A 21,540-nucleotide genomic window follows, 5' to 3' on the forward strand; every position below is an offset into this window, starting at 1 on the left:
GTTACCTCTACTAGGCTTGTAAATACGCCTCCAACTAGAGAGAACGACGATGTTTGCAGCACAACACTTATTGGTGGCCATTGATCCGAATGAAGACTATGGCCACCTACTGAAAAAAACGGCCGTTCTGGCCTTGGCAACCAATAGCCGAGTGACGCTGCTGGCACGTGTATTTCACAGTGGCCTCACTACGCGCCTACTCGGTGAAGAAACCGCAGCGCGAGCCAAAGAGTTCGCCATCGAGCAGGCACAAGCCTATCTTGAAAAGCTAGCCAAAACTCTACGAGCACAAGAAATTCAGGTAGCGACCCATGTTGCATGGGACAAACACCTAGTGTCTGCCATCGAGCATTATCGACACGAAGACAACTTCGACATTTTGCTCAAGGCAACGCATTATCAAAATGTTATTCAACGTACCTTCCTTAGTCATACCGACTGGGAATTGATTCGCCACATGCCCGTACCTATTTTGCTTACCAAAGCCGAAGCTTGGGATAGAGACCCTACTGTTGCTGTGTGCGTGGACCCTGTAGACGACGAAGACCCGAAAATATCCGGTCGTGACGACAGTATTATCAATCAAGCGAAAAAGTTTGTTGAGCGTGTTGGTGGCCAAATAGCAGTAATCCATGCATTCGATCCAGGCCCAATTATGGTCCATGCAGAACAGCCTGCCATGGATCACACCGCAGTACTAGAAGAAGTAAGAACGGCACACGAACATCGGATGCAAGATCTTTGTAGCCGCCATGGTATTAAAGACTGTATTTTAGAGATGGGCGCACCAGCACAAGTGATACCAGAAGCGGTGTACACCAATGACCATCAAATTGTGATGTTAGGTGCACACAGTCGCAACGGGTTCGAGCGAATGTTGATCGGCCACACCGCCGAGCGCATACTGGATCGCATCACAGCGGATATTCTTGTTATTCCCGACCGCGATTAGGTCGGGTAGATATGAAGGCTTCCTAAAACCGCTCACCGTAGGTTGTACGGCGCGTTCTTTCGCGCCGGGCAACATGAATCACCATCGGTCAATGTTTCCCAAACCTTCGGTTTGTAAAACCTACACCGATTCACCGTAGGTTGTACGGCCACACTATTTTGTGGCCGGGCAACATGAGTGATTATTCACCAAACTTGCCGTTGATCAAGAACTCGAGCAAGGCTTTTTGTGCGTGCATGCGGTTGCCTGCTTCTTCCCACACTACACTGCGTGGGTCATCCAGCATATCATGTGAAATTTCTTCGCCACGGTGCGCTGGTAAGCAGTGCATAAACAGTGCATCACTCGCTGCTTTATCCATCAAGGCAGGATTGACCTGGTAACCGGCAAACGCTTGCATGCGTTTTTGCGCTTCTTCTTCTTGCCCCATCGACGCCCAAACATCCGTCACCACCAAGCTTGAGCCTTTTACTGACGCTTCAAGGCTTCGTAGAATATTGACTCGACCCTTGTTCTCGTCAAGCAACTTGGCATCTGGCTCATAACCTTCAGGGCAACAAACGTTCAGTTCAAAGTCAAACATGCGCGCGGCGTTAATGTACGAATTGCACATGTTATTGCCATCACCAATCCAAGTAACGGTTTTACCTTTAATGTCACCATTCACTTCAAAATAGGCTTGCATGTCGGCAATCAGCTGACACGGGTGAAAGTCGTCGGTCAGAGCATTAATCACCGGCACCGATGAGTATTTCGCGAAGGTTTCTACCTTTTCATGCTCAAAGGTACGAATCATCACAGCGTCGACCATTTGCGACAACACGCGCGCGCTGTCTTCAATAGGCTCACCACGACCAAGCTGAGTATCGCGTGGAGATAAAAAGATTGCATCACCACCAAGCTGTGCCATGCCCGCTTCAAAAGACACACGCGTACGCGTTGACGACTTTTCGAAAATCATACCCAGCACTCGGCCTTTTAATGTTTCGTGAGGCGTGCGGCTGCGGAATAGCTTTTTTAGCTCATCGGCACGTTGAATTAGGCCGTGTAACTCGTCAGTCGTAAAATCGGTAAGCGTTAAAAAGTGTCTAGTGTTGGCCATGGGGAACTCCTGCAATGGCTCGAATGTCTAAAAATCGAACGCAGAACTTTACCCCGCTTGCTAGCATTGCGCAAATCTATGACGACAAAACCCGAGTAAATTGGTAAACTACTCACCAGTTTATTGACCTACATTTGACAATTGAAAGATCAATCGCGAGAGATAGCTATGACAACAACAGCCGAAGTGATTAAGCAACAAATTGCCGAAAATGACATCCTGCTGTACATGAAAGGATCACCAGAGCAACCAATGTGTGGTTTCTCAGCGAAAGCCGTGCAAGCATTAATGGAATGCGGTCAGCGTTTCGCCTACGTTGATGTTCTATCCAACCCAGATATCCGTGCAGAACTACCAGCCATTGCAAACTGGCCTACGTTTCCACAACTGTGGATCAAAGGCGAGTTAATTGGTGGCTGCGACATCATTGTTGAAATGTTCGAAAACGGCGAGCTTAAACAAGAAGTTGATGCCGCTGTCGGTGCGTAACATTGCAAGGGGTTGCCAAGCTGGCAACCCCTTTTAGCCCAAGCCGCTAAACAGCAAAAATGGCGTCCGCTACTTTTTTGCGAGCTTTGCGCCCTAGCAACATATCAACCAAAGCCAAGCCAAACTCTATTGCCACCCCTGGCCCCCTGCCAGTAAGAATTTTGCCACTACACTCTACGTCATTACCACTTAGCACAACATCTTCGGGAATAATCATGCCAACCAAACTTTCTGGGTAGTACGTAATTCGTCCAGCTTTTACAACTTCATGCTTCACCAACACTGCTGGTGCTGCGCAAATGGCGGCAATAAACTTGTCTGCTTCGGAAAACTCTTTTACCACACGCGCCATCTCGTTGCTGTGTAACAGCTGTTTTACACCAGGCCCGCCAGGAATAAACAAGGCGTCAAACCCCTCTGCATGCTCGCTTTGCAGCAACGCATGCGCGGTGACTTCAGTGCCCTGACTAGCCTCCACTTTGTGCCCTGGCTGCTCGACCGCTGCCAAAACAACCTCAACCCCTGCCCGGCGCAATAAGTTCACCACGGTGATGGCTTCTAACTCTTCAAACCCTTTAATTAACGGTACCAATACTCTCGTCATATTCACTCCTTACTTGCGCGTTAACGAATAGGCCGCGCCAACCATGCAGACAATAAAAAGGGCGTTAATAACGCCCTTTAGCTCACCACAGTATAGGTAAACAATTGTGTTAGTTGCGAATGGTCTCAAACAACTCGAAGTAGTTAGGGAAGGTTTTAGCCGTACAACCCGGATCATTAATGGTCACCTCAGTATCGCTAAGTGCTACAAGCGAGAAGCACATAGCAATACGGTGATCATCATAGGTGTCAATGGCGGCATGGGTCAGCTTAGCTGGCGGTGTGACCTCGATATAGTCCTCACCTTCAACGACCTCGGCACCCACTTTTCGAAGTTCAGTCGCCATGGCCGACAAACGATCGGTTTCTTTCACACGCCAGTTATAAATGTTGCGAATAGCGGTCGTACCTTCAGCAAATAAAGCAGCCGTGGCAATGGTCATTGCTGCATCTGGAATGTGGTTCAAGTCCACATCAACCGCTTTTAATGGTTGATCACAACTCACTTCAATCCAAGTATCCGACCAAGTTACCTTGGCTCCCATTTGCTCAAGTACTTGCGCAAATTTGGCATCGCCCTGCACACTTGCTAGGCCGGTGCCATGCACGCGAACTGGACCACCCGCGACGGCGCCAGCAGCTAGGAAATAAGATGCTGAAGAGGCATCGCCTTCCACCATAATCTCGCCTGGGCTTTGGTATACCTGACCAGACTTCACGACAAATTTCTGGTAATTCTGGTTGTCTACCTGCACATCAAACTTAGCCATCACATCCAGCGTGATGTCGATGTATGGTTTGCTGACCAACTCACCGTCTACCACAATTGTCAGGTCAGCGTCAGCATAAGGGGCAGCCATCAACAGGGCTGTGAGGAACTGGCTTGAAATATTGCCACGAATACTCACCTCACCGCCTTTCAAGCCAGTACCGGTAATTTTTAATGGCGGATAATCTTTATTGCCTAGATATTCGATATCGGCACCAATTTGGCGTAGGGCATCTACTAGGTCGCCTATTGGGCGCTCATACATACGCTCAATACCAGTTAGGGTAAACTCACCCTTGCCCAGACATAGGGCGGCAGTAAGTGGTCGCATAGCCGTGCCAGCATTGCCTAGAAACAGTTCGCAAGCGCCGTCAATGTCAAGCGCTTTGCCCTTACCTGTTACCACACAGCGAGTTTTGCAATCACTTAATTGATATGCAACGCCTAGGGTTGTTAAGGCTTCAAGCATGCGACGGATATCGTCACTGTCGAGCAAGTTGGTTATGGTGGTTTCGCCATCAGCCAATGCCGCTAATAGCAGAATTCGGTTTGATAGGCTCTTTGAGCCAGGTAGCGTGATTTCTCCACTTACCTTGGACTTCGGAGAAAGCGTCAGAGATTCCATGGTAAAACTAGCCTAAGTTGTCAATAGGTAGGCGCATTCTAACTGATGCGCCGCCTGTCAACTACTCTTTATCGCCCGAAATTAGCAGATTTCGAGCCTGCACTGTCTAAAAGGATTATTGATCCGTCAAAGTTACGTCTTCGCTTATCACAAACTTAAACTCATTACTTGGCTCCAAGCGAGCACGAACACAGCGATCATTAGAGCGTTGCAAACATTCAACCGGTACGGTGTTCTCACCCTCTACCGTATTCACAATCCCTTCAACGTCTGCTTCAACAATGACTTTTTCTTCGGTAACACACAACAAATGGTTGGCAATGACCAAACCACGATTGGAGTTTAATGTCATATTGGCCGACAGCACACAGTACTCGGGCAGCTGCTCTACGCCCTGTGCTAGGCTTGGTGAAGCAACACGCGGGCGTAGTAACACAATTGATCGCTCACCTGTTTGCACATCACTGCGGTTGATGGTTTTGACATCGAATTCTGTACCAGCGGTAATTTCAATTTCTATAGCCTTGGCCGATATAGTAGCCATGAGTAAACAAGTCATCGCAAGCAGGCGGGATTTCATAACATACATCCTATTGATTGGTCTTCTTGTATAATAACAGAGAAGCTGGCCATATAAAGCTATCAACCAGACACTGAGGGCCGCATATGCACAAAAAGTTCATCATATTTTTAGTGGTAGTATTTACCATCATCACCATTCTTGTCATTCACGATATGAATCGTGACCCTGTCCAGATGAGTCCGGTTTTCTTTAGCCAATTCCACTTCGACACCGTCACATGGCTGTCAACTTATCGTGCTTAGACTTGTTAACTAGGGTCTGACCCGTGCCAAAGGCAGTGTGACAAATTCTTGGCGAATTATTGGCGTTATCCGCAATAGCCTACTACCTTTTACACAATCAGAAACTCAAATTAACAAGGAATAAAAAAAGCATGTCTGGTGTTCTGTCTATGATCTTGGCTGGCGGGGAAGGAACTCGCCTTGCACCACTCACAAGTTACCGTGCAAAGCCAGCAGTGCCATTTGGCGGCAACTATCGCATTATTGACTTTGTGTTAAACAACTTTGTTAACTCAGATTTGCTACAGATCTTTGTTCTAACACAGTTTAAATCACACTCATTACTGAAGCACATGTCTCGACGCTGGACAGTGTCTGGCTTAACCAACCGCTTTATTGACCCAATACCGGCACAAATGCAAACAGGTAGGCACTGGTACCAAGGCACAGCCGATGCCATTTATCAAAACCTACACGTTATTCGTGGCATGGATCCAGAGGAAGTGTGTGTATTTGGTGGCGACCATATTTACAAAATGGACGTGCGGCAAATGCTTAACTTCCATCGCGATAACAAAGCAGTGTTAACCGTAGCTGCCATTCCTGTTCCGGTTGAAGATGCGCATCATTTTGGCGTAATTGAAGTAGACAAAACCGGTAAAATGATCGGCTTCCAAGAAAAACCGAAAAAAGGTGCCAAAACCATTCCAGGCCGACCTACCCATGTGTTGGCTTCGATGGGCAACTATGTATTTGACTCTAAAACACTAGTTGAGTCACTGGAAGAAGACGCCCAGCTTGTTGATTCTTTACATGACTTTGGCCACGACATCATTCCAAAGCTATTTCCTGGCGGCGACGTTTACGTTTACGACTTTTCTACCAATAGCATTCGCGGTGAATCGGAAACAACACGTGGCTATTGGCGCGATGTGGGTACGCTAGATTCCTACTTCCAAGCCAATATGGACTTGATAGACATTACGCCACCATTCGACCTGTACAACAAGCACTGGCCACTACGCTCGCACCACCCTGCCATTCCACCAGCGAAATTTGTTCACGACAGTAAAAACCGGGTGGGCCACGCAGTTAGCTCTATGGTCAGCGGTGGCTGTATTATCTCGGGTTCTGTCATTCACGAGTCAGTACTGGGTTACAACGTACACGTCCACTCACATACTTACGTAGAAAAGTCGGTCATTATGGGCAACACCGATATTGGCCGCGGTTGTCGCATTCGCAATGCCATCATCGACAAAAACGTAGTGATTGCACCGGGCACTGTTATTGGCGAAGATATCGCCGAAGATAAGCGCCGCTTCCATATGTCACCAGACGGTGTCATCGTGATTCCAAAAGGTGCACGCGTAGGGTTCGAATGAAAATTTTATATCTATCTTCTGAAGTTCAAGGCCTGCTAAAAACAGGCGGCCTTGCAGATGTCAGCCGGGCTCTCCCGGCTGAATTAGTTAACAAAGGCCACGATATTCGCATTGTGATGCCTTGTTACCGCAGTTTATTGGAAAAGGACTTCCCAGTTGTATTGCCAACCTTGATTGTTCCAATGACCCCAACCGAAAACGAGTACTGTACCGTTCGGGTCACAGAGATCTCAGGGGTGACCGTTTATTTGCTGGAGCATCACAAATATTTCAGCCGTCACGGCGTTTATGATGATGGAGTCACTGGCTACATTGATAACGGCCAACGGTTCGCATTTTTAAGTAAAGCTGGGTTAGAACTCGCCAAAGCTATTGGCTTTCAACCAGACATCCTACACACCAGCGATTGGCAAACGGGCTTGGCGGCTTATTACTTGCGCGCGCACTACGGTTACACCGACTATTTTGCTAAGACCGCCAGTGTGCACACAGTACACAACGGCTCCTACCAAGGGCAAACGTCTGGCGCCCTGTGGTACCAGCTTGGGTTAACCGAAGACCTAATGCGCCCAGAGATGCTCGAAGATTATGGCCAGATCAACTTGCTCAAAGCCGGCATTCGATTTGCTGATAAAGTCAACGCCGTGAGCCCTGGCTATCGTGATGAACTACTAGATATCCCAACCAGCCATGGTTTAAACCAGATGTATTACAGCCGCGGCGAGGATTTTGTTGGTTTATTAAATGGTTGCGACTACGGCGAATGGAATCCAGAAACCGACCCTCATATCGCACAAAACTACTCTGCTGATGATCTAGCCGGTAAAGCCGCCTGCAAGATGGCGCTGCAAAAAGAGCTAGGGTTAACCGTTAGCGATCAAATTCCAATGTTTGCCAACATTAGCCGACTAACCAGCCAGAAAGGCTACGACCAGCTTATTCCTGCATTACAGCGCATTGCCCGTGATGGCGTACAAATTGTTCTGCTAGGTTCAGGCGACCCACACTACGCGCATCAGTTAGAAGAACTAGCCCACCAACACCCTGAAACGGTACGTTTTATTTATGGCTACAGCGAGCCCTTGTCGCATAAAATCGAGGCAGCGGCCGACTACTATTTAATGCCTTCGGTATTTGAACCTTGCGGCTTAAATCAAATTTACAGCTTGCGCTATGGGGCGGTACCTATCGTTCGCCGCACAGGTGGGCTTGCCGGTACAGTAGTGCCACTAAATGATGATGAGAGCAACTTGCAGCAAGCGACCGGCTTACACGTGATATCAACCCACCCAGACGAACTCACTCAACTGATAGAGCGAGCCATCTGGATTTGGTACCACAGCAAAGCGTCGTTCTTGGCATTGCAGCAAAATGGCATGGCCGCCAGATTTACCTGGGATCAAGCTGCTAACGACTACTTGGCACTGTATCAGTCGGCGCTCGACGCCCGACGTACCACATAAGTAATGCTAGACCGGCCGCTACGGCGGCCGCCATACCTGCCAAATAAAATGCAGTACTCATTGAAAACCAAACAATTAACTGCCCCGCCAACAAGTTACCAGCAATCAACCCAGCACCGGTGGAACTAGCTTGATAAATTGCCTGCCCGCGTACCTGCTGACTGCGGTGGAAATAAACCCCAATTAAGTAGATAAACGCTGCATGCGCTACGGCATAACTAAATGCATGCAAACTCTGCAAGCCTATTTGCAATGGTAACCATGGCATTACCCAAACGATGGCGCTCCAGCGCAACGAAGTAAGTACCAAGGCAACAATCAACATAGGCAGCACCCCAATGCGATCAAACAGCTTGGCAACCACCATAAACATGGCAACTTCGGCAATTACACCAACAAAGATTGCCACACCACTGCCCCAATCCGGGTAGTTATTTTCCAGTAATAGGCCATCAAAGAATGTATTGTATGCGGCAAACGAAAACTGCCAAAACATTGCCGTTAGTAGCAGAAGAATGATTACCGGTTGTTTCAACGTATGCCAAACCGGCACAACGGGGGTGTCATGGCTATGTTCTATCTCCACTTGCTGTGCTAGCGTCCAAGTAATGAACCACATCAACACAGCAAAAAACAGCATCAACAATACAAACACAAGGTAGCCAAATAGCGCCATCAACTGGCCGACAGTAAGCGCCATAATGGCAAACCCCATCGAACCCCATAGTCGGACTCTGCCATAATCCTGCTGGCGGTCACCTAAATAGTGCAAGGTCGTTGCTTCGAGCTGTGGAAGCGCCGCTGAGATACTCAAACCAAACATCACGCCAGCAAGCAACACAACGGGTTTACTCTCGGGTGCCAACGCAGCCACAGCCATAGCGGCGAGGAGCAAAATAACCGTCCAGCGCATTAGCTGCATACGCTTTCCCGTTACATCGCCAATTTTGGCCAGCGTAAATGGCCCGACAAACTGGGCCGCCATAATTGCAGCGATTAATTGCGCTACATCAGCCGGGTTCCAGCCAAACAGACTAAAAAAACGATTGGTGTAGGGCACAAACACACCAAATACCGAAAAATAGCAAAAGTAGAGCGCCGATAAGCGCCAATAAGGTGTGTTGGTTGTCATATTATTTCCCGACCATTTGCTTTTGTTCCCTGCGCGCCTGCCGGCGACGCTGAAAGAATGCCTGCACCTGCAACTGAGCTTCTTCGGCTAGTACGCCACCGGTCACGTACATGCGATGATTATAGCTAGGATGCAGATGTAAATGCTGAGCCGACTCAATCACCCCAGCTTTTGGCTCGGTGGTGGCGTAAACCAAGCGGGCAACGCGTGCATGTACCATAGCACCAAAGCACATAGTACAAGGTTCCACAGTAACGTAGAGCGTGCTGGCGGGTAAACGATAATTTGCCTTTGCACCCGCTGCATCGCGCAATGCTTTCATTTCGGCATGTGCAGTCGGGTCATGATCACCAATAGGCTGGTTAAATCCCCTGCCTATAATTCTGCCGTCCATTACCAACACCGCCCCAACCGGCACTTCATTCAAAGAATCGGCGATGCTCGCCTGCGCCAGCGCACACTGCATCCAATACTCATCTTCCGCTACACTTATTTTGGGCATTAGGAGAACCACTATGAAGAAATTATTCGTTGCTTGCTTGGCAAGTTTACCACTGCTTGCGCTAAGCGCCGACATCGAAGGTGATTGGCTAAGCGTTGACGATGAAACAGGCGAACAGCGCAGCCGCATCACCATCAGCCAAGCAGAGGATGGCACCTTTGTTGGCAATATTGCCGAAATATACAATCCATCCGCCGACCCAAGCACCTTGCGTTGCAGTGCATGTACCGGTGAACTAAAAGACCAGCCAATGATTGGACTGCCACTGCTTTGGGGGCTCACCGAAAAAAATGGCGAGTATACAGGTGGTCACATCGTCGACCCAGAAAGTGGCAAAGAATATAAATTAAAAGCCAAAATAAATGGCGATGGCAACTTGGAAGTACGCGGCTTTATTGGCTTTTCACTGATTGGCAGAACCCAAGTGTGGCTACCCGCTACACCCTAACCTCGTAATCGAGGTCATTAAGCTCATCGCCTGTCACGCCGCGAAATCCCCAGCAATGGGTTGGCTGCTCGTGAATGGTAATTTCGATATCACAGGCCGCAATACCTAGTTGGGCTTCAATTTGACTAAAAAGCGCCTTAATCAGGCGCTTCTTGGTTTCAACTTTACGCCCCTGCATCATATTGATTTCAATAATGGTGTAGCAGTCACTACGCCCTTCAGGAAAAAAGAACTCACCCGCATCAAGTGGCACAAATCGATGCACCCGCCGATCTTCAGGTAGCCCAAGGGTTGCACCCATACACTGCTGAACGATTTGTGACAACTGCGCTTTGATCGGATTTAGACGATCTTTGATACCATAGATGACAATCATAGCGTCGCCCCAACGTAGCAAGTGATGTAAAGAAACCTAACCATAAGGCAATAAATGCATCCCTGCATCTTTAACTCAGTAATGCTTGCGCCAGCTCAATTGAGCTTATCCAAAAATGATCAAGTAAGTTTTTCTACATTCCTAAATGTATGTCATTTAACTTCATCAAGCTGTCGTTGAGCCGTAATCGAGAAAGCATCAACTTGCCATAGATGGCTGCTGATATAGACCAGCAATTCTTATGAAATCGGTAACATACTATGAAAAAAAACATAATTAGCAGCTCGATTAGCCTTTTATTGGGCGCTTCTCTTTCTGGTATAGCCCAGGCGGAGATTTCCCCTTACTTACAAACCGTTACAGAGCAGTCAATCTGGGTAAACTGGATTTCTGATACTGAGCAATCACCAGCGGTTCGCTTTGGTGCCGACAGCGATGAACTGACCAAGGTTGCAGTAGGCACAACGGAGAAGTTAGGAGATAACTACTATTACCATAGCGTGCAGCTAACAAACCTATTGCCAAGCCAGCACTACTATTATCAAGCCTATTCAGAGACTGATAGCAGCGACGTAGCACGCTTTAAAACGCTGCCAGTGGATGGTGATTCCGATACAACGACTCGCGTATTAGTCATAGGCGACCACCAAATCATCGACGATCCTCGCCATCAGAAGCTTGTCGCCGCCGGTAAGGCGAAAATTGAAACGCAATTTGGCCAGCCAATTGAAGACGTTGTTGACTTAATGGTCAACTTTGGTGATCAAGTGCACTATGGCACGCTTGAGCAATATAAAAAATTAAGCGCTTTGACTAGTAGGCAGCGGCAGGCATAGCTTCACAGCAAATCCCTGCTCTGCCTCAATGACGTCTATCGAACCACCCTGGCGGTTTAATAAGTTAAAGACCACATTCAACCCAAGACCAACGCCACCATTGGCTCTGCGGGTCGTAAAGAACGGGTCAAATATTTCCTCCTTCGACACACCAACAAGGCCTTTGCCGTTATCTGAAAAGACAATACAAACCTTGGTATCGCTTTTATCAGCAGAAATGGTGATGGTACCTGGCCCATAATCAAAGCCGTGTAAAATGGCATTGCGTATCAAACAATCGAGTATTTGGGTGAGATCACAGCTATAGCCCTCGAACTGAAAGTCTTTAGCCACGTCTATTTGCCAGGTAATCGACGATACACCAGGTTGCGAGTGAAAGCTTTTGATTAAGTTTTGAATCAGCGCAGCGAGCTCAATGGTTTCATATTTTTGGTTGTCGTTGCTTGCAGCCAACATTTTAAAGCTCTCCACCATATGGGAAACCGAACTGACATTTTTAACGATCATTTCACTAGCGTGCGCACTGCTTTGTAAGAACTCAGTAAAGTCACTGCGCGTAAGCAGTCCATCGTTTGCCTTCGTTTGAACTTGTTCTATCTCGCTTTGCAGGTGTGTTGCCGTGGTGTAGGTTACACCAACCGGCGTGTTCACTTCATGCGCAAGTCCTGCCACCAAACTGCCTAACGAAGCGAGCTTCATTGCCTCAACCAACTCTTTTTGGGTCGATTGCAACAGCTCTATTTTATGCGTCAGCTCGCTACTGCGCTCTTCAACTAAATCCTCTAGGTGCGCATTAATTGCATGCAGCGCTTGTTGCTGGCGCACGCGAGTAATAGCAGCGGCAAGTGTTTTGCCAAACTGGCCGATAATCTCTCTAAGCCAAGGCTGTAAAGGTTTATGATTGAGTAAATTATCGGCCGCGACCCAACCAATGACCCCATTGCCATCAAGCAAAGCAGCCATCGCGTTCCAACCTCTACCAACGGGTGCTCCGTCGTGCTTGAGTGCCGTGTCGGCACTTACGGCAATATAGTCACTGGCAGCCAATGCTTGCTCAACCCAGGGATCATGAGGTATTGGCCCAATAAAATCATGTTCGTCGTTTAATACACCGTGTTGATCAGTTCCCCAGGTGCCATGCATCATGCCTTGCTGGCTATCGAGCATTAGCACCCCAACTCGGTCGATCGGCAGGTTTTCTAGGGCAAACTGCACTGAAATTCGAATAATGTCATCTTCGTTGTGAACTTCATTTAACTGCAAACTCAGCTCATGCAGCCAATTCATTGCACTGGTAAACTGCATCCATTCCTTATTGGCTTGAGTTGGTTGCTCAAACAGGTAAACAACACCAAATTCCACAGTATGCTGGCTAACAAGATTAAGCTCAAAGTGGCGCGAAATTTTGGCTGGGGTGGCTAACATTTCGATCAGTTCAGCGACCTGATTATCGATTAGACTCACGAGTGCATGCGAGCACCACCGCTCTCCTTGGCGACTCACATAGAGTAAAAGCAACTCAGACTGTTCAATAAACTGTCGCTGCCAAGACATGTCGGCCTCGTTGGTAATTGTTTGTTAAAGCTTAGACGCAAGCAAAGTAGTTCGACAACTATTCAAAAAGCTTTATTAAACTCACCAAATCCTTTCACCCTAGATCTCCAGTTGGTGTCATTTTGTAAAGAAGAATAAGAACTCATTGCACCTGCATATGCAAACCACTATCATTTACCTTATATGAGGAGGTGAGAATAATGTACGTTTGCATTTGCCATGGCGTTAACGACAAACAGATCAAACAGGCAGTATCACAAGGCGCCCAAAGCATGCGAGATCTTGCGAAAACCTTGTGCGTTGGAACAAAGTGTGGAAAGTGCGTCTGCCAAGCGCGTGAGTACTTGCCATCAGCAGACGCCAAGCGCAGCGTTGCTTAAAAAGAGTTGGTTGCTAAGAGTGCGCCCGTTAAGTTAACGACTCTAGCTTCTAAGCCAATCTAGCCCCTTTAGGCTAGCTGGCTTTGAATATAATTCTGCTCACCAATCATTTCAATCTGCTTGAGCTGCTTTTCTAGCCAATATGCATGATCCATTTCAGTATCATCCAACAGCTTCTCGGCAAGTTCACGACTTACATAGTCCTGCGCCGCTTCAAACGCTTTAATCGCATCCACTAGCATCTGGCGATCGTCATACTCAAGCTGCAAATCATTCTGGAGCATTTCGCGCACAGTTTTTCCCACCCGCAAAGGGGTGCGAGTAATCATATCTGGCGTACCTTCCAAAAACAGAATGCGCTCAATGAGCATACCGGCATGCTCTTTTTCGTGCTCTGTCTCGTGCGCCGTGTGTTCATAAAGCTTGGTTAAGCCCCAATCTTCATACATTCTTGAGTGGATGAAGTATTGGTCGATGGCCGTAAGCTCTGCCGACAACAAGTCGTTAAGTAGCTTGATTACCTGCTCATTACCTTGCATTACTCATCCTCCTCTATCTGAGCTTGAATGTAATTTTCAGTGCCCATGTGCTCAATTTGATACTGTTGCGTTTCAATCCAGTCCACATGACTTTCTTCATAACTTAAAATGGATTCAAGCAATTGCCGCGATACATAATCCTGCAGACGTTCGCACTCGGCAACGGCTCGCTTAAGCAAGGCAACTTGATCGTGCTGAAAATCTAGATCGCATTGCAGCATTTCGCCTACGTGCTCGCCAATTCGAAGCCGGCCTAAGTGCTGCAGGTTTGGCAAGCCTTCAAGAAACAAAATACGCTCAATGAGCTCATCAGCTTGCTTCATGTCTTTTATAGACTTTTTGTAATTTTTCTCATTGAGGCGCTCAAGCCCCCAGTCCTTAAACATGCGAGCATGCAAAAAGTACTGATTAATGGATGTTAACTCCGCGGTCAGCACTTCGTTCAGTATGCTAAGTACCTCTTTCTGGCCTTGCATGATCACCTCCATGGGTTGGATGAGATAGTAATATTAGCTACAAATTTGACAGTTATGTGTTTTGAGCACATACCAATTTACGAGAAAAACAAGAAATGAGGCTGCTAGCGCTTGCAAAGGCAATAAAAAACCCCATCCTAAGCGGAAGGGGTTTTCGTTCAGCATGAGCGCAAGCTATGCCGATTCGGTTTGGCGCGTAGCTGGCTCGTTGACGAGGCGTACATTCACTGCGTGAACGCCGCGCTCAGCATTTATAGTGTCGAATTCAACAGGCTGACCAGCTTTCAAGGTCTTATATCCATCCATTTGAATGGATGAATAGTGAACGAAGAGATCCTCGTCCGATCCATCTTCGTTTACAAAACCATAGCCTTTAGCATTGTTGAACCATTTCACTTTCCCTGCAGGCATTACTGCTCTCCTTGGGGCTGATCGAAAAATTAGTGCTTGACGTAATTAACGTTAGAGCACCTTCGACCATGTTGAAACGCATAATTGTTATAGTCAAGTTTTTGATTAGTATTTAATCAAAATGAATGACAGGCGGAGGAAATGATGTCTGGTTCGTACAAAGCGTACCAAATTTGGCTAAGCTCTAAAGAGGATGGAGCCGACGAAGGTGCCGATGGTGGCGTAGCCGTTGAAACAGCTAAGCCCAAGCTTAAACCACCATCAATGTATCGAGTTGTATTATTAAACGATGACTATACGCCAATGGAGTTTGTGGTTGAGATTTTGAAGATTTTTTTCAATATGTCGGCCGAAAAAGCCACAGAAGTTATGTTGGCAGTCCATACTAAAGGTAAAGGGGTCTGCGGTGTATACCCCAAAGACATTGCCGAAACCAAGGCAGCACAGGTCAATCAAACGGCCCGCGACAATCAGCACCCTTTGTTGTGCGAAATTGAAAGGGTTGATTCAGACGACTAGGAGGCGAAGCTCATGCTAAGTAAAGAGCTTGAACACACGCTAAATGAAGCCTTCCGAAAGGCTCGGGAAGCTCGCCATGAATTTATGACCGTCGAGCACCTGTTGCTTGCCCTCTTAGATGAGAGCACAGCAAAAGAGGCACTAGGTGCCTGCTCAGCAGACATAGAGGCACTGCGTAAGGAATTAGAGCAGTACATAGAAGCGCACACACCCATTATTCACCCAGATCGCGGCGATTTAGAAACCGCACCTACCATGGGCTTTCAGCGAGTATTACAGCGCGCCGTATTCCATGTGCAATCATCTGGTAAAAAAGAAGTACAAGGCGCAAACGTTCTAGTGGCTATTTTCTCAGAACAAGAAAGCCGCGCCGTGTATATTTTGCAATCTGCCGACATTCACCGCATTGACGTGGTCAACTTTATTGCTCACGGCATCGCCAAAGACGGTACCGAACAGATTAGTAATGACGAAGATGAATCGGAAGAAATCGAGATGGAAGCGGACTCAGCTTCCAGTGGCCAGCTAAAACAGTTTGCGACTGACCTTAACGCCATGGCGCGTGCTGGTCGTATCGACCCGCTCGTTGGACGTGATAAAGAAGTTGACCGTGTCATTCAAATTTTGGCTCGTCGCCGTAAAAATAACCCGCTGTTAGTGGGGGAATCTGGCGTTGGTAAAACAGCGATTGTAGAAGGCCTAGCCAAGCGTATTGTTGATGGCAAAGTGCCGGATGTGATTGCCGACGCAACCGTATATAGCCTAGATATGGGTGCGCTACTAGCTGGCACTAAATACCGTGGCGACTTTGAGAAGCGTCTAAAGCAGGTACTAGCTGAGCTTAAAAAACTCAAGCATTCTATTCTGTTCATTGACGAGATCCACACCATTATTGGTGCCGGTGCGGCCTCTGGTGGCGTGCTCGATGCATCGAACCTGCTCAAGCCATTGCTTTCTAGCGGTGAGCTGCGCTGCGTGGGCTCAACTACTTTCCAAGAGTTCCGTAGCATCTTCGAAAAAGATGGCGCCCTAACTCGTCGCTTCCAAAAAGTAGACGTGCTCGAACCGTCGGTGGAAGACACTTATCAAATTTTGCGTGGCCTAAAATCGCGTTTTGAAGAGCACCACCAGCTCAAGTACACCGATCCGGCCCTTAAAATGGCAGCCGAGCTGTCGGCTCGCTACATCAACGACCGTCACTTGCCAGACAAGGCGATCGACGTAATTGATGAAGCCGGTGCGGCACAAAAGTTGTTGCCGCCAAGCCGTCGCAAAAAAACCATTGGCGTATCAGACATTGAAAAAGTGGTGTCGAGCATTGCTCGTATACCGGCGCGCCAGATTAGCCGCGACGACAAGTCGAAACTCGAAACACTCGAGCGCGACTTGAAGATGACCGTATTTGGTCAAGACCCAGCTATCGAAGAGCTTGCTGCGGCGATTAAGCTCTCTCGTGCTGGTCTTCGAGGTGGTGACAAGCCAATTGGTTCATTCCTATTCGTTGGCCCAACAGGTGTGGGTAAAACCGAGGTAACCAAACAGCTTGCCAAAGTAATGGGCATTGAGCTGCAGCGCTTTGATATGTCGGAATATATGGAGCGCCATACAGTTTCACGCCTAATCGGTGCGCCGCCAGGCTATGTTGGCTACGACCAAGGCGGATTGTTAACTGATGCCGTTACCAAGCACCCACACTCAGTGGTGTTGCTCGATGAGATCGAAAAAGCGCATCCAGAAGTGTTCAATATTCTGCTACAGGTAATGGACCACGGCACACTAACCGACAACAACGGCCGTAAAGCGGATTTCCGTAACGTGATCCTAGTAATGACGTCGAATGCCGGTGCCGAAGAAGTTACCAAGCGCGGTATGGGCTTTGTGCAGCAAGACAACAGCACAGATGCCATGGAAGCAGTGCGTAGAATGTTTACGCCTGAGTTCCGCAACCGTTTAGACGGTGTGGTGCAATTCCAGCACCTATCACGTGACATCATTCTGGGTGTGGTAGATAAGTTCCTAACCGAGCTGCAAGCACAACTAGACGACAAAAAAGTACACCTTAATGTCGACAAAGAAGCGCGTGACTGGATTGCTGAAAAAGGCTACGACTTCAAAATGGGCGCTCGACCAATGGCAAGAACCATTCAAGAGCACCTCAAACGTGCCTTGGCCGATGAAATTCTGTTCGGTCGCCTTGCTAAGGGCGGTGATGTGAACGTAACGGTTGAAGATGGTGAGCTTGCCTTCGAGTATCAAAGCGAAGAAATGCCAGCCTAAACGTTGATAAATAGAAAAGCCGCGCTTCCCCAAAAGGTAGCGCGGCTTTTTTGTGCGTCACTTCCGCGCAGGCGGAAGTCTAGCCTCATCATCACACATCCAAAGGCTTGTGATCATCGCAATGATCGTGCTCATGCAAGGCCTGTAAAATCTTGCAGTGGGCAATATCCTCGTGGGCACACTGGCTGATCATGCTCTCTAGCTCTTTTGCTAATGACTGTAACTGTTTGATACGCCCCTGCACCAGAGCCAACTGTTCACGAGCTATGTTATCCACCGCAGCACAAGACATCTCACTATGGTTTTCCAAGGTAAGCAGGTCTTTTATGGTGTCGGTCGAAAAGCCAAGCGAGCGGGCATGGCGGATAAACTGCAGGCGATCGACATCTGCCTGTCGATACAACCTCTGGTTCCCCTCAGTTCGGCTGGCAGCAGCAATCAAGCCAATTTGCTCGTAGTAGCGAATAGTTTGCACCTTACAACCACTAGCTTTGGCAATTTTTCCAATAGTGAGCATTTTTTACTTGAACCTCTAGCGACTAGAGCTTTTAGACTATCTTCAACATAAGCAGAAAAGCAAATAGGAGGCCACATGAGTGGAAGCTGCTGTGGTACAGGTAAAAAGTTCGATGGCATGGACCCGCAATACAAAAAAATTCTCTGGATTGTTATCGCAATCAACGCCAGCATGTTCGTTGTGGAAATGCTGGGAGGGGCTTTGGCGGGTTCACAAGCGTTAAAAGCCGACGCGCTCGACTTTCTTGGTGATGCCCTCACCTATGGCATTAGTTTGTGGGCCATCGGTAAATCACTCTCGTTTCGAGCCAATGCAGCACTACTTAAAGGTGCAAGCTTGCTATTAATGGGTGCATGGGTTCTGGCCTCAACGATATACCAATTCTTTATACTACAAGCCCCAGTCGCACCAGTAATGGGTAGCATTGCGGTGATGGCACTATTAGCTAATGTGACCAGCGTGCTCTTGTTGATGCGCTATAAAGATGGTGATGCCAATGTACGCTCTGTGTGGTTATGCAGCCGTAATGACGCGATTAGCAATGTATTGGTTATTGCCGCCTCGGTTGCGGTATTTGTTACCGCCAGCGCTTGGCCAGACTTAATCGTTGCCGTCATTATGGCGTTTATCTTCACCCGGTCAGCCATGCAGATTATTCGCCAAGCCCTAGCAGAGCGGCGCGAAGCAAAAACAACGGTATGTTCGTAAAAGTAGGTCCGTAAATAGCGGCGCAGCCGCTTTTGCGGACACCGAAAACTATTTTCCAACCCCAATGGCTACTGTTTTGTCCAAATTCGGGTATTCAGATCCATTTCTTCAATAACCAGTTTAGTTAACCGCAACGCTTTTACCATCAGGTTTACATCGGTCAGGTTAACGCCAGAGCGAAAGATCGCGGGCTCAAACATTTCTTGGTTAAACTTTACCCCACAGTACATGCGATGCCCTAAAAAAGCATAATAGAACTGGTTGTTGGGCAAGCTTCGTTTGATGTCCACCATAGCTTCCATCATACGGGGCGTTAGTACATAACGTGCTTCAATCTGGTCGAACGACATCACTTCAAAGTGTTCTTCAAACGTGAGATTTTCAAGCTTAACCGGCCGGCACTGAGCACTGGCTTTACGGTGATTGAGTTTATCGAAAAATAAACCACCGTCTGGCACCACATAGGTGGCCGTCGTTAGGTTTTTATTGAAGTCGGCATGCATAAAAAGCCCACGAAAAACGGTCTCGTACTGCACCTGAGTTTTACCATTTGCACGCCGCGCTTCACGCTTGAGTTGGGCATGTATCTCGGAAAACTCAAAGTCGGTTTGGCCAATTTTTCCCGTCACCAAATCGTCACCAATGAAGGTATCCCACGTTTGCGGAAACAAACCGCTGGCAGCGAAGTAATGTGAATCGATATGGCGCGATGGATAATAGCGGTAACTGCTATCCACCGCTTTTACAATTTCACGCACTACTAGGTGTTTGTAGCTGGCAACATAGGCACGCTTATGCATGCGTTGGTAATACCCAACAAGCACCACTGCAACAATACATACCGGCAGCACTATAAAAACATGCTCAATAAAGCGCACCGACACCACAAGGCTAATCATCGCAAGCACTGGCGGCAGCACAGTTAACGCCATAACAGTTTTGCGCTGGGTTTCTAACGCCAACAAGCGCGGTTTAAGCTTCTGCTGATACAACAACGAAATATTCAACTCAGCACTCCTTGAACACCACTAACCGCAATCCTATTTATTGAATAGCTCGCTAACATTTGGGTTTTGCCGTTCCGTTGCCGTGTTTTCGAACATGTTACTGCGCTTAAAGTTAAACAGGTTCGCCACCAACACCGTTGGAAATACTTGAATAGCATTGTTGTAAACCAGCACTGCGCCATTAAAAGCACGACGAGCGGCAGAGATTTGTGATTCCATCTCGGTGATATTGCGCTGCAGGTTCATAAACTGCTCAGATGCCTTTAGCTCTGGGTAGTCTTCTACCGCAACCATAATGCCCGACATCAACTTCGACAGCTCAGAGTCAATCTTCAGCTTGTCGCCCATCGACAAATCACCCTTGATCGCTTGATTGCGCAACGCAGTGACCCGCGTGAGCGTTTCTTGCTCATGTGTGGCATAGTTTTGCACCGTCGCCACCAAGTTAGGAATCATGTCGTAGCGCTTGCGCAACTGAACATCCATGCCAGAAAAGCCATTCTCTACATCATTACGTTTGCGCACCAAGGTGTTGTAAGTAGCAATCACCCACAGCGCAATCACAATCGCAATCACCAACAGAACAAGTAAAAAAGTAACCAAGGTATCCATCGACCCTTTCCTTCTATAAAACCCTTCTCACAGTTTGCACCACCGCCATGGCCGTGGCAATTAGCTAATTTGTAGTGCCAGCTCAACAAAGGCCTGCTGAAACCGGTTAGGTTCACTGCCAGTGCGAGAGCCCAAATGAATGTGCTTCTGAATGCCAACCTCACCCAAGCGCACAGTTTTAATTGGCAATGTTTGCGCATACTGCTCGGCCAACCACTGCGGCAGTGTTGCCACGCCTCGGTTCGAGGCCACCATCTGCAGCATCATCTCAGTCGCCTCGATTACTTTATGTTTTTTCGGGCTGCAGTTAGCAGGCAACAAAAATTGCTGAAAAATATCCAACCTTTCAGTCGCCACTGGATAGGTATAAAGCACTTCATTTGCTAGCTGGCTGGGTTCTATTTGCTCAAATTTAGCGAGTTCACTATCAACATGCACTAACAGTACCTGTTCGTAGGCAAACACCGGTTCAAAGGCAATCCCCTCTTTTACAATAGGGTCTGGGGTTACCAAAATATCGATATCATGATTAAACAGTGCTGCCATGCCACCAAACTGGAACTGCTGCATCACATCAACGTCTACACCCGGCCATTGCGCTAAAAACGGGTTAACCACCTTCAGCAACCACTGATAACAAGGGTGGCACTCCATCCCAATACGCAACGTGCCTTTATCGCCTTCGGCATACTGACTAAGTGTTTCATCAATGCGCTCAAGTTGTGGCAACAGTCGATTGGCCTCTCGAAGCAAGTACTCACCAGCTTGAGTTAATTGCAGGCGCCTGCCTTCTTTTGTCCAAAGTGGTGTACCGCTAAGTAATTCCAACTTTTTAATCGTATGACTCAATGCCGACTGAGTTAGATGCAACGCGGCCGCCGCTGCCGTCAACGACCCTTGTCGATCTACCTCGCGCAATATTTTTAAATGCATCCGCTCAATCATGCCACTCATCCCATGAAATTTATTAATCATTTAATGAGATTAAACCATTATTCATCATGAGTCAGCTTGATTAATCTCTACGCCATCAAATATCTGACAGAGCCCAACG

25 protein-coding genes are annotated in these 21,540 nt (G+C 47.8%); 10 read left to right on the forward strand and 15 right to left on the reverse strand.

Annotated features, from left to right (window positions below):
• Window positions 1-49: 49 nt before the first annotated feature.
• Window positions 50-952 carry a universal stress protein gene (locus tag DUW71_RS04530; protein ID WP_119394045.1) on the forward strand — a complete coding sequence of 301 codons (903 nt, stop codon included), beginning with the start codon at window positions 50-52 and terminating at the stop codon, window positions 950-952.
• Between the two features lie 181 nt (window positions 953-1,133).
• Here DUW71_RS04530 and argF read toward each other — a convergent pair whose 3' ends face one another.
• A complete protein-coding gene (gene argF / locus DUW71_RS04535) occupies window positions 1,134-2,054 on the reverse strand; it encodes an ornithine carbamoyltransferase (RefSeq protein ID WP_119394046.1) in 921 nt (306 codons plus the stop codon).
• Between the two features lie 168 nt (window positions 2,055-2,222).
• On the opposite strand from argF, the gene grxD reads away from it, so the two are divergent.
• On the forward strand, window positions 2,223-2,543 hold the full coding sequence (grxD, locus tag DUW71_RS04540) for a Grx4 family monothiol glutaredoxin (RefSeq protein WP_119394047.1): 321 nt from the start codon (window positions 2,223-2,225) through the stop codon (window positions 2,541-2,543).
• A 46-nt stretch (window positions 2,544-2,589) separates the two neighbouring features.
• Here the strand turns inward: grxD and DUW71_RS04545 are convergent, their stop codons facing one another.
• The 3 genes from DUW71_RS04545 to DUW71_RS04555 all read right to left on the reverse strand — a co-directional run bounded on the left by DUW71_RS04545 (window position 2,590) and on the right by DUW71_RS04555 (window position 5,120).
• Entirely contained in the window at window positions 2,590-3,147 is a 558-nt protein-coding gene (locus DUW71_RS04545) for a DJ-1 family glyoxalase III (RefSeq protein ID WP_119394048.1), read from the reverse strand.
• A gap of 109 nt (window positions 3,148-3,256) precedes the next feature.
• The gene (gene aroA, locus DUW71_RS04550) at window positions 3,257-4,540 is read right to left on the reverse strand and encodes a 3-phosphoshikimate 1-carboxyvinyltransferase (protein WP_119394049.1); all 1,284 of its coding nucleotides are present in this window, start codon (window positions 4,538-4,540) and stop codon (window positions 3,257-3,259) included.
• 115 nt (window positions 4,541-4,655) lie between these two features.
• A complete protein-coding gene (locus DUW71_RS04555; protein WP_119394050.1) occupies window positions 4,656-5,120 on the reverse strand; it encodes a hypothetical protein in 465 nt (154 codons plus the stop codon).
• Window positions 5,121-5,424: 304 nt separating this feature from the next.
• Here DUW71_RS04555 and glgC point away from each other — a divergent pair, with 304 nt between their 5' ends.
• Both glgC and DUW71_RS04565 read left to right on the forward strand, forming a co-directional pair.
• Entirely contained in the window at window positions 5,425-6,729 is a 1,305-nt protein-coding gene (glgC, locus tag DUW71_RS04560) for a glucose-1-phosphate adenylyltransferase (RefSeq protein WP_267896647.1), read from the forward strand.
• Window positions 6,726-8,192 carry a glycogen synthase gene (locus DUW71_RS04565; RefSeq protein WP_119394052.1) on the forward strand — a complete coding sequence of 489 codons (1,467 nt, stop codon included), beginning with the start codon at window positions 6,726-6,728 and terminating at the stop codon, window positions 8,190-8,192. The genes glgC and DUW71_RS04565 overlap by 4 nt, the downstream gene beginning before the upstream one ends.
• Here the strand turns inward: DUW71_RS04565 and DUW71_RS04570 are convergent.
• Together DUW71_RS04570 and tadA are read right to left on the reverse strand one after the other, a co-directional pair.
• The gene (locus DUW71_RS04570) at window positions 8,137-9,324 is read right to left on the reverse strand and encodes an MFS transporter (protein ID WP_119394053.1); all 1,188 of its coding nucleotides are present in this window, start codon (window positions 9,322-9,324) and stop codon (window positions 8,137-8,139) included. The two genes, DUW71_RS04565 and DUW71_RS04570, sit on opposite strands and share 56 nt — an antisense overlap.
• Before the next feature lies 1 nt (window position 9,325).
• A complete protein-coding gene (gene tadA, locus DUW71_RS04575; RefSeq protein WP_119394054.1) occupies window positions 9,326-9,826 on the reverse strand; it encodes a tRNA adenosine(34) deaminase TadA in 501 nt (166 codons plus the stop codon).
• Window positions 9,827-9,839: 13 nt separating this feature from the next.
• Here tadA and DUW71_RS04580 point away from each other — a divergent pair, with 13 nt between their 5' ends.
• Window positions 9,840-10,274: a DUF2147 domain-containing protein gene (locus tag DUW71_RS04580; RefSeq protein WP_119394055.1), complete on the forward strand. Its 435-nt coding sequence runs from the start codon at window positions 9,840-9,842 to the stop codon at window positions 10,272-10,274.
• On the opposite strand, the gene DUW71_RS04585 is transcribed toward DUW71_RS04580, so the two are convergent.
• Window positions 10,264-10,650 carry a tautomerase family protein gene (locus DUW71_RS04585; RefSeq protein ID WP_119394056.1) on the reverse strand — a complete coding sequence of 129 codons (387 nt, stop codon included), beginning with the start codon at window positions 10,648-10,650 and terminating at the stop codon, window positions 10,264-10,266. The genes DUW71_RS04580 and DUW71_RS04585 overlap by 11 nt on opposite strands.
• Window positions 10,651-10,910: 260 nt before the next feature.
• Here DUW71_RS04585 and DUW71_RS04590 point away from each other — a divergent pair, with 260 nt between their 5' ends.
• Window positions 10,911-11,486: a fibronectin type III domain-containing protein gene (locus DUW71_RS04590; protein ID WP_119394057.1), complete on the forward strand. Its 576-nt coding sequence runs from the start codon at window positions 10,911-10,913 to the stop codon at window positions 11,484-11,486.
• On the opposite strand, the gene DUW71_RS04595 is transcribed toward DUW71_RS04590, so the two are convergent.
• Window positions 11,451-13,040 carry a sensor histidine kinase gene (locus DUW71_RS04595; protein WP_119394058.1) on the reverse strand — a complete coding sequence of 530 codons (1,590 nt, stop codon included), beginning with the start codon at window positions 13,038-13,040 and terminating at the stop codon, window positions 11,451-11,453. The genes DUW71_RS04590 and DUW71_RS04595 overlap by 36 nt on opposite strands.
• 200 nt (window positions 13,041-13,240) lie before the next feature.
• Between DUW71_RS04595 and DUW71_RS04600 the strand changes: the two genes are divergently transcribed.
• Complete coding sequence (locus DUW71_RS04600; RefSeq protein ID WP_119394059.1) at window positions 13,241-13,420, forward strand: (2Fe-2S)-binding protein; 180 nt, start codon at window positions 13,241-13,243, stop codon at window positions 13,418-13,420.
• A gap of 68 nt (window positions 13,421-13,488) precedes the next feature.
• Here DUW71_RS04600 and bfr (DUW71_RS04605) read toward each other — a convergent pair whose 3' ends face one another.
• The 3 genes from bfr (DUW71_RS04605) to DUW71_RS04615 form a co-directional block, all read right to left on the reverse strand.
• Entirely contained in the window at window positions 13,489-13,959 is a 471-nt protein-coding gene (bfr, locus tag DUW71_RS04605) for a bacterioferritin (RefSeq protein WP_119394060.1), read from the reverse strand.
• Window positions 13,959-14,435 carry a bacterioferritin gene (gene bfr / locus DUW71_RS04610; protein ID WP_119394061.1) on the reverse strand — a complete coding sequence of 159 codons (477 nt, stop codon included), beginning with the start codon at window positions 14,433-14,435 and terminating at the stop codon, window positions 13,959-13,961. Before bfr (DUW71_RS04610) ends, bfr (DUW71_RS04605) begins: the two co-directional genes overlap by 1 nt.
• A 174-nt stretch (window positions 14,436-14,609) precedes the next feature.
• Window positions 14,610-14,846, reverse strand: coding sequence for a cold shock domain-containing protein (locus tag DUW71_RS04615; RefSeq protein ID WP_119394062.1), 237 nt, complete (start codon window positions 14,844-14,846; stop codon window positions 14,610-14,612).
• A 141-nt stretch (window positions 14,847-14,987) separates the two neighbouring features.
• Between DUW71_RS04615 and clpS the strand changes: the two genes are divergently transcribed.
• Window positions 14,988-15,365: an ATP-dependent Clp protease adapter ClpS gene (gene clpS, locus DUW71_RS04620; RefSeq protein ID WP_407690487.1), complete on the forward strand. Its 378-nt coding sequence runs from the start codon at window positions 14,988-14,990 to the stop codon at window positions 15,363-15,365.
• 12 nt (window positions 15,366-15,377) lie between these two features.
• A complete protein-coding gene (gene clpA / locus DUW71_RS04625) occupies window positions 15,378-17,642 on the forward strand; it encodes an ATP-dependent Clp protease ATP-binding subunit ClpA (protein WP_119394063.1) in 2,265 nt (754 codons plus the stop codon).
• A 91-nt stretch (window positions 17,643-17,733) separates the two neighbouring features.
• On the opposite strand, the gene DUW71_RS04630 is transcribed toward clpA, so the two are convergent.
• Window positions 17,734-18,159: a MerR family transcriptional regulator gene (locus tag DUW71_RS04630; protein ID WP_119394064.1), complete on the reverse strand. Its 426-nt coding sequence runs from the start codon at window positions 18,157-18,159 to the stop codon at window positions 17,734-17,736.
• Window positions 18,160-18,234: 75 nt separating this feature from the next.
• Here DUW71_RS04630 and DUW71_RS04635 point away from each other — a divergent pair, with 75 nt between their 5' ends.
• Window positions 18,235-18,867 (forward strand): cation transporter, encoded by a 633-nt coding sequence (locus tag DUW71_RS04635; RefSeq protein ID WP_119394065.1) that lies wholly within the window; start codon window positions 18,235-18,237, stop codon window positions 18,865-18,867.
• A gap of 68 nt (window positions 18,868-18,935) precedes the next feature.
• Here DUW71_RS04635 and DUW71_RS04640 read toward each other — a convergent pair whose 3' ends face one another.
• From DUW71_RS04640 to DUW71_RS04650, 3 genes are read right to left on the reverse strand one after another with little or no spacing between them, the layout of a single operon-like run.
• The gene (locus DUW71_RS04640) at window positions 18,936-19,874 is read right to left on the reverse strand and encodes a DUF3137 domain-containing protein (protein ID WP_119394066.1); all 939 of its coding nucleotides are present in this window, start codon (window positions 19,872-19,874) and stop codon (window positions 18,936-18,938) included.
• 33 nt (window positions 19,875-19,907) lie between these two features.
• Window positions 19,908-20,486, reverse strand: coding sequence for a LemA family protein (locus DUW71_RS04645; protein WP_119394067.1), 579 nt, complete (start codon window positions 20,484-20,486; stop codon window positions 19,908-19,910).
• Window positions 20,487-20,546: 60 nt separating this feature from the next.
• Entirely contained in the window at window positions 20,547-21,461 is a 915-nt protein-coding gene (locus DUW71_RS04650; protein WP_233546027.1) for a LysR family transcriptional regulator, read from the reverse strand.
• Window positions 21,462-21,540 lie beyond the last annotated feature (79 nt).

Origin of the sequence: Salinibius halmophilus (assembly GCF_003577475.1) — a bacterium.
Classification (GTDB): Bacteria; Pseudomonadota; Gammaproteobacteria; order Pseudomonadales; family Natronospirillaceae; genus Salinibius; species Salinibius halmophilus.

Excerpts from the sequence above, each read along its gene's own strand:
- bfr (WP_119394061.1), bottom strand. The coding sequence starts at position 14,435 with ATGCAAGGCCAGAAAGAGGTACTTAGCATACTGAACGAAGTGCTGACC.
- DUW71_RS04585 (WP_119394056.1), bottom strand. The coding sequence starts at position 10,650 with ATGATTGTCATCTATGGTATCAAAGATCGTCTAAATCCGATCAAAGCG.
- DUW71_RS04615 (WP_119394062.1), bottom strand. The coding sequence starts at position 14,846 with ATGCCTGCAGGGAAAGTGAAATGGTTCAACAATGCTAAAGGCTATGGT.
- DUW71_RS04555 (WP_119394050.1), bottom strand. The coding sequence starts at position 5,120 with ATGAAATCCCGCCTGCTTGCGATGACTTGTTTACTCATGGCTACTATA.
- DUW71_RS04595 (WP_119394058.1), bottom strand. The coding sequence starts at position 13,040 with ATGTCTTGGCAGCGACAGTTTATTGAACAGTCTGAGTTGCTTTTACTC.
- DUW71_RS04630 (WP_119394064.1), bottom strand. The coding sequence starts at position 18,159 with ATGCTCACTATTGGAAAAATTGCCAAAGCTAGTGGTTGTAAGGTGCAA.
- argF (WP_119394046.1), bottom strand. The coding sequence starts at position 2,054 with ATGGCCAACACTAGACACTTTTTAACGCTTACCGATTTTACGACTGAC.
- grxD (WP_119394047.1), top strand. The coding sequence starts at position 2,223 with ATGACAACAACAGCCGAAGTGATTAAGCAACAAATTGCCGAAAATGAC.
- DUW71_RS04530 (WP_119394045.1), top strand. The coding sequence starts at position 50 with ATGTTTGCAGCACAACACTTATTGGTGGCCATTGATCCGAATGAAGAC.
- DUW71_RS04565 (WP_119394052.1), top strand. The coding sequence starts at position 6,726 with ATGAAAATTTTATATCTATCTTCTGAAGTTCAAGGCCTGCTAAAAACA.
- clpA (WP_119394063.1), top strand. The coding sequence starts at position 15,378 with ATGCTAAGTAAAGAGCTTGAACACACGCTAAATGAAGCCTTCCGAAAG.
- DUW71_RS04580 (WP_119394055.1), top strand. The coding sequence starts at position 9,840 with ATGAAGAAATTATTCGTTGCTTGCTTGGCAAGTTTACCACTGCTTGCG.
- DUW71_RS04635 (WP_119394065.1), top strand. The coding sequence starts at position 18,235 with ATGAGTGGAAGCTGCTGTGGTACAGGTAAAAAGTTCGATGGCATGGAC.
- clpS (WP_407690487.1), top strand. The coding sequence starts at position 14,988 with ATGATGTCTGGTTCGTACAAAGCGTACCAAATTTGGCTAAGCTCTAAA.
- DUW71_RS04650 (WP_233546027.1), bottom strand. The coding sequence starts at position 21,461 with ATGATTAATAAATTTCATGGGATGAGTGGCATGATTGAGCGGATGCAT.
- DUW71_RS04570 (WP_119394053.1), bottom strand. The coding sequence starts at position 9,324 with ATGACAACCAACACACCTTATTGGCGCTTATCGGCGCTCTACTTTTGC.
- DUW71_RS04645 (WP_119394067.1), bottom strand. The coding sequence starts at position 20,486 with ATGGATACCTTGGTTACTTTTTTACTTGTTCTGTTGGTGATTGCGATT.
- DUW71_RS04545 (WP_119394048.1), bottom strand. The coding sequence starts at position 3,147 with ATGACGAGAGTATTGGTACCGTTAATTAAAGGGTTTGAAGAGTTAGAA.
- bfr (WP_119394060.1), bottom strand. The coding sequence starts at position 13,959 with ATGCAAGGTAATGAGCAGGTAATCAAGCTACTTAACGACTTGTTGTCG.
- tadA (WP_119394054.1), bottom strand. The coding sequence starts at position 9,826 with ATGCCCAAAATAAGTGTAGCGGAAGATGAGTATTGGATGCAGTGTGCG.
- aroA (WP_119394049.1), bottom strand. The coding sequence starts at position 4,540 with ATGGAATCTCTGACGCTTTCTCCGAAGTCCAAGGTAAGTGGAGAAATC.
- DUW71_RS04590 (WP_119394057.1), top strand. The coding sequence starts at position 10,911 with ATGAAAAAAAACATAATTAGCAGCTCGATTAGCCTTTTATTGGGCGCT.
- DUW71_RS04600 (WP_119394059.1), top strand. The coding sequence starts at position 13,241 with ATGTACGTTTGCATTTGCCATGGCGTTAACGACAAACAGATCAAACAG.